Origin of the sequence: Okeania sp. SIO3B5, assembly GCF_010692555.1 — a bacterium.
Lineage (GTDB): Bacteria > Cyanobacteriota > Cyanobacteriia > Cyanobacteriales > Microcoleaceae > Okeania.
The window spans coordinates 1-6925 of sequence record NZ_JAAHHG010000523.1; the positions used below are offsets into that span (position 1 = coordinate 1).

A 6925-nucleotide genomic window follows, 5' to 3' on the forward strand; every position below is an offset into this window, starting at 1 on the left:
ATACTTCGTAATATACAAAAACTTCTTTCTTCCTTGTCTACTTTCCCTCCTTGTCCTCCAAGTCTCACCTCCACTAGCATCTTATGTAAAAAACCTACCCTTGTGAGGCCCCTCCCCCTCCCAGGAGGGGAAAAAGGAGAAAGGAGAAAGAATCATAGTAGATAGGAAAAACTACTTAAGTTATCAAAAAAAAATGTACTTTTTTAATACACTTTTTCTCTGACAAAAACCTTTTAAAGACTTGAACATAACTTGTCTATGCGTGTCAAGTTTTATGTTCAGAAAGATGTTGATAAAGCATAGCTTAAAAGGGGAGGCGCATACCCAAAATTTTTCGGTAAATACTTTTTTATGGGGTTTGATAATTTCAAATAATTAATTCCCAAAATGAATCATATTTATGGTTTTAGGGAATGGGGAATGGGGAACAGGGAATAGACAAAAAATATCCCATCTCAGTCGTTAATTGTACCTCATTAGAACGGAATCTGCTGTAAGTAGACTACAAAGTGATTTTAAGTTATACCAGCTCCCAAAAATAATGCTTGACTTCATTAAAGCTTCAGTTCTGAAGTAAGAATAATAGTTCAGCAATGTTTGTAACGATTATCGGCATTAAACCAAAATATCTTATGTCTTTGAACCCTACTCCCTACTCCCTACTCCCTACTCCCTTTAAGGACTTTCATATCAAATTAATTATTATAAAATTTGTCACAACCAATTTAGGATTACTATATAATTGGTAACCTGACATTAGCGATAAATTATGGATAGTTTAAAAGGACGAAGTTTATTAAGTTTAGCAGACTTGAGTTCTGATGAATTAACAGAACTTTTACAACTGGCAGTCAAACTTAAGTCAGGTAAAATAAATCTCAAATGTAATAAAGTCTTGGGGTTATTATTTTCTAAAGCTTCGACACGAACTAGGGTAAGTTTTACTGTGGCAATGTATCAATTGGGAGGTCAAGTTATTGATTTGAATCCTAATGTTACTCAAGTTAGTCGTGGAGAATCTTTGGCTGATACTGCTAGAGTTTTAGACCGATATTTGGATATTTTAGCTATTAGGACTTTTGAGCAAAAAGATTTAGAAACTTTTGCAAGTTATACTCAAATTCCTGTCATTAATGCTCTGACAGATAGGGAACATCCTTGTCAAGTAATGGCTGATTTATTGACGATTCAAGAATGTTTTGGCAAACTAGATGGATTAACTTTAAGTTATTTTGGTGATGGTAATAATATGGCAAATTCTTTACTGTTAGGTTGTGCAATGGTAGGAATGAATATCAGGATAGCAACTCCACCAAATTATTTACCAAATGCGGAAATTGTGGAGCAAGCAAAGGCTATTACTAATGGTAAGAGTGAAGTTATAGTTACTGAAGATCCTCAAGTGGCAGTTAAGGGTGCTCAGGTACTTTATACTGATGTTTGGGCAAGTATGGGACAAGAAGAGGAGGCTAATAATCGAATACCTATTTTTCAACCCTATCAGGTAAATGAAAAGTTAGTAGAGAGTGCAGCAGATGACGTGATAGTTTTGCATTGTTTGCCAGCTCATCGGGATGAAGAAATTACTGATGGAGTGATAGAAGGAGAGCGATCGCGAGTTTGGGAGCAAGCAGAGAACAGGATGCACGCTCAAAAAGCTTTATTAATAAGTCTTTTGGGTAGTGATTAGGTAAGCATTTCCTAGGTCATGCTGCGCAAACAGCCATCAGCCATCAGCTATCAGCTATCAGCGAGCCTCCTCCGGAGGAACTGCGGACTTCAGCTATTGCTTTTAGTTTAGGATAAAAACTTATTAATTGTCTTACTACAAAAGTTGGCTCCCTTGCCCTTAAAATCAGTTGTTAATTTAAACACTGCTCTTGAGGAGAGAGTCTTGTTGCTGAGAGCTGACAGCTAATAGCTGTTTGCGCAGCATGACCTAGGAAATGCTTACGTGATTAGAATTTGCCAACTCACAAAGTAATAGGGACTTTCTTTGAAAAGTCCCCACCAGTTTTATCGATGGACGCCGAACTAAAGATATAGCAGAAGCTTTACCATTTACCAGTAGAAAATTTGAAAATGAGGTAATTATTAATTATTAATTATTAATTATTAATTATTAATTATTCCCTTTTCCCTAGATCGAGATAAAAATAAGCAGCTTTATCTTGATGGTTTAAATTAATAATTTCCTGAAATATTTGAGTAGCTTCCTCCATTTGTTGAGAGTAGTAACTGATAACTCCTGCTTCAAATAATGTTTTAGTTTGTTTTTTAAGTTCGATTATTTCTGGGGGATCTGCATCAAATAATTCAAATAAAGATACAACATCTTTTTTTCCTTTGACTTTAACTTGACCAAGAAATCTGTAGCTATATTTTGTATAATCTTTAAGCTCAATAAAAGTCTTTTGACTAATAATTAAAGAAGCACCATATACTTTAGTTAAATTTTGCAGGCGAGAAGCTAAATTTACAGCATCGCTAATGACAGTAGTATCCATTCTATTTGTACCACCTACTGTTCCTAACATTAAAGAACCTGTATTAATTCCGATACCTATAGTAATAGGTGATTGCTGATATTTATTACGAATAATATTGTATTGATTAAGTTCTGAAAGCATTCCTAAAGCAGCTTGGACAGCATCATCAGGACAACGACCAAATAATGCCATAATAGCATCACCAATATATTTGTCGATAAAACCATAATTAGCAGTAATGAATGGTTCCATACGAGAAAGATAATTATTAATAAATTTAAAGTTTTCTGCTAAAGTCATGCTTTCTGAAAGAGTAGTAAAAGCACGAATATCAGAAAATAAAATTGACATTTTTTTTTGTACAGATTCGCCCAGAGAAACATCTAGAATACTTTCATGGCCTAAAAACCGGAAAAACTGTTTAGGAACAAACCGACTATAACTTTGATTAAGTTTAGATAACTCAATATTTTTAAGTTCTAATTGTTGGGTAAATTGAATTCTTTCTGCTTCTGCTTTTTTTCTTTCTGTAATGTCTTGAAAAGTGGCGATCGCATAGATTAGTTGACCAGTATCATCAAAAATTGGACTTGCTGATACTTCTACAGGTATGATTTTTTCTCCTTGACGAATTTCCATATTATCAACTGTAGAATTTTCTCCTTTCAAGGCTTTGAAAATTGGCTGTTGTTCAATAGGATAAAATTGTTCTGTTCCTGCTAAGTAAATATGATAAATTTGAGGAATTTGCTCTGGAGTAGTTTCAGCTACTATTCCTTTGCCAAAAATATTTTTTGCAGCTTGATTAATATAGAAAGGTGTACCATCAGCATCAATTACAAAGACTCCTACTGGCAAAGTTTCTAAAAATTTTCCTAGTCTTTTTTCACTTTCATATAACTGTTGAGCTGCTTCTATTAAGTGTTCCTGTTGCAGTGCATATTTTAACTGTTGAACATGATTTAGAGTTTTGTTAATTGTAATTTCTAAATCATCTAAGTTGATAGGTTTAGTTAAAAAATCAAATGCTCCTAGATTCATTGCTTTTCTGACAAGAGTCAGATCGCTAGAAGCAGAAATAATTACTGTTTTAAGTGTAGGATGGCGAATATCAGAAAGGGTAGATAGTAGAGTAAGACCATCCATTTCTGGCATAGTAATATCAGTCAATATAATATCTATATCTGGTTCAGATTGTAACTTTTCTAGAGCTCTTAAACCGTTAGAAGCAAAAATAAATTGGAGGTCTTTTTTCCTAATTCTTTTTCTAAATTTTTGGCTTATGATTAGTCTAAAGGATTCTTCATCATCCACAACCAGTATTTTTGCTGGCATAACTTCATTTAAGTTAGAATTATTATATTACCAACTATAGTCAAAAAACTAAGTGGGATATATTGAATGTTACCATATTTTAGCTGCTGCAATTAAATTCCTAGCTTCGGAACTGTTAACAGGTCTAGAAAAAAAATATCCTTGTCCATATTTGCACTTGAGTTTTCTGAGCAAAGCTAGTTGAGTAGATGTTTCCACACCTTCAGCAATGACATCTATTTCTAAACTTTTTGCCATACTAATAATTGCTTTAGTAATCTCTAAGTTTTCTGGTTCAGTATCCATTCTCATCACAAAAGAACGGTCAATTTTTAAAGTATCAATGGGAAAATTTCTTAGGCGACTTAATGAAGAATAACCAGTACCAAAGTCGTCAATATTTAATTGTATATTCATCCCTTTTAACTTGGATAATATTTCCATAACAATTTTCTCATTTTCCATAATTGTAGTTTCAGTAATTTCTAATCTGAGACTATGATAATCTAAAAAAGTACAAGATAATATTTCATCAATTTGTTCTGCCAGTTTAGTTTGAGAAAATTGTTTACCAGAAAGATTAACACTAATAGTTAAAGGTTGGAGAGAAAATTGTTTTTGCCAATCATAAGTTTGTTTACAAGCTTGTTTTAGCGTCCACCAACCAATGGGTACTATTAATCCTGTTTCTTCTGCAATAGGAATAAACTCATTTGGAGAAATTATTCCTCGCTGGGGGTGTTTCCATCTTAGTAATGCTTCAAAGCCACACAGTAAACCTGTTTCTAACAAAATAATTGGTTGATAATATAACTCTAATTCATTCAATTTTAAAGCTTGCCGAAGGTCAATTTCTAATTTAAGTTGCGCTAAATTATCAGCATACATTGATGGATCAAATACTTCCTGGCGAGCTTTTCCTAGAGTTTTAGCATGATACATGGCTGTATCTGCATCTCTGAGAATATCTGTAGGATTTTGATAATCTTGATTGGAAAAAGCAATACCAATACTTGCACTGGTATAAACTTCTTGATTATTGATTTTAAATGATAACTGTAACAACTTTTGGATTCTTTGGGCTATATATTTAGCATTCTCTTGAGATTGAATATATTCTAATAAGATAGCAAATTCATCTCCTCCCATTCTCGCTACAGTATCATTATAATGCAGTTCTTTTGTAAGTCTATTTGCTACTTCAATAATTAGTTGGTCTCCAGCTAAATGCCCTAAGCTATCATTAACTATTTTAAATCTATCTAAATCTATAAAAATAACGGCAAATTGATATTGATGATGCCTCTTGTACCTAGAAAAAGCATGAGATAATCTATCCATAAACAATGCCCTATTAGGTAATTGAGTTAAGGAATCATGGAAAGCATCATAGATTAATTTTTCTTCTGCTATTTTTCTTTCTGTAATATTATGACAATTAACTATAATTCCTGTGATATTATCGTCCAAAATTAAGTTAGTGAATACTGCTTCAAATATTTGTGATTCGTGTCGTTTGTTGGTAATTTTAAGTTCATTAACATACTGTTTTTCTTCTGGATTTTCAACTGTTTTTTGCAAAATATGCTTGATTAATTGACGGTCGTTAGCATGAATAATATTAAAAATTGATATATTAAAATCATTGTGATTAAAATCATCTAAAAATCTTTGGACTGATGGGCTAGAATAAATCATTTTTCCATCAGGATTTAAAATCATAATTAGATCTACAGAATTTTCAATTAATGCTCTAAATCTTTTTTCACTTTTACGCAGTGCCTGTTGTTTTAATAATTCTGCATGAGCTTTTTCTGCTAATTCTTTTTGCTTTAGTGCTTCTTTCTCCTGTTCCACAGCTTTGAGTGTTTTATTAAGGGTAATTTCTAAATCATGTAAATCTAGGGGTTTAGTTAAAAAATCAAAAGCCCCTAGATTCATAGCTGTTCTAATAGTTTTCAAATCCCCATAAGCAGAAATAATGACTGTTTTAATTGTTTGATTTGGGTTTTCTGATAACTTTGCCAATAAAGTTATTCCATCCATCTTAGGCATATTAATATCAGTAAGAATTAGATCTATATCTGTTTCATTTTTAATAGCTTCTAGAGCTTCTATACCATTATGAACAAACACGAATTTTAATTCTTTTTGTATAATTCTCTTCCGGAATTTTTGGCGGATTAATGATTGTAAATCTGGTTCGTCATCAACTACAAGTATTTTTGATAACATGATTTTTATGATTTATTTTTTGTACTATAAGTCAAGTATTTTTTGTTTTATTTCTTCAAAATCAATTGGTTTAATTAGGTAATCATCTGTACCGTATTTTTGGGCAATTTTGTAGTGTTCATCATAACCGTGGGCAGTTAACATAAAAACTTTGATTTTCTTATATTTTTCTTTGATTTTTTTGAGCATTTCTAAGCCATTTATTGTAGGCAAATTGATATCAGATATAATTAAATCTATGGAATCATTTTCTTGACAGGCCAGGTATGATAGTGCTTCAATTGCTGAGATAAAAAAAATAAATTTGAGAGAACCAGATCTAATTTCTTTTCTAAATTTTTTACTGAATAAATACTCCATATCTGGCTCATTATCTACAATTATTATTCTTTTCATTTAACTAATTTTAATAAAGTGATAGTATTATCTACAGAGTAAGCTCATTATTTTGTAAATTATTACTTGTGTAGATCATTCCTAACAATGATACCATAAGTGAGTTAAAATTTTTAGAGTATTTTCATTATCAATATGTATATTCATTAATTGATAATGGATAATGAATAATGGATAATTACCTTTGGTTAAAACCGTTACGGAATTGAATATAAGGAAATCTGATTTTTTCTCTTGGTCTCATGGATATGGCGAGGAGACCTCACCATCCCTCGACCGCTTTTTTCTCCTTAAAAGGAGAGGTAATAAAGCCAAATGGGGATTAATTAGGGCTTGCTGAAAAAGTCTTATAGGTAAGGGTAGGAGACAGGAGACAACCCACCCCTAACCCCTCCCAGGAGGGGGATAGGAGAAATGGGAATTATAGAGCAGGTAGGAGGAAGAATAATCAAGGGTAATTGCTGCGCAACTCTCGCCTAAAATGCTAATTT

4 protein-coding genes are annotated in these 6925 nt (G+C 32.3%); 1 reads left to right on the forward strand and 3 read right to left on the reverse strand.

Annotation, left to right across the window (positions count from 1 at the left end):
• The first annotated feature begins 769 nt into the window (after positions 1-769).
• The gene (argF, locus tag F6K54_RS37245; protein WP_293089020.1) at positions 770-1690 is read left to right on the forward strand and encodes an ornithine carbamoyltransferase; all 921 of its coding nucleotides are present in this window, start codon (positions 770-772) and stop codon (positions 1688-1690) included.
• 436 nt (positions 1691-2126) lie between these two features.
• Here the strand turns inward: argF and F6K54_RS37250 are convergent, their stop codons facing one another.
• The 3 genes from F6K54_RS37250 to F6K54_RS37260 form a co-directional block, all read right to left on the reverse strand.
• Positions 2127-3824 carry a response regulator gene (locus tag F6K54_RS37250; protein WP_293089022.1) on the reverse strand — a complete coding sequence of 566 codons (1698 nt, stop codon included), beginning with the start codon at positions 3822-3824 and terminating at the stop codon, positions 2127-2129.
• 69 nt (positions 3825-3893) lie between these two features.
• Entirely contained in the window at positions 3894-6038 is a 2145-nt protein-coding gene (locus F6K54_RS37255) for an EAL domain-containing protein (RefSeq protein ID WP_293089023.1), read from the reverse strand.
• 24 nt (positions 6039-6062) lie between these two features.
• Complete coding sequence (locus tag F6K54_RS37260) at positions 6063-6434, reverse strand: response regulator (protein WP_293089025.1); 372 nt, start codon at positions 6432-6434, stop codon at positions 6063-6065.
• Positions 6435-6925: the final 491 nt, after the last annotated feature.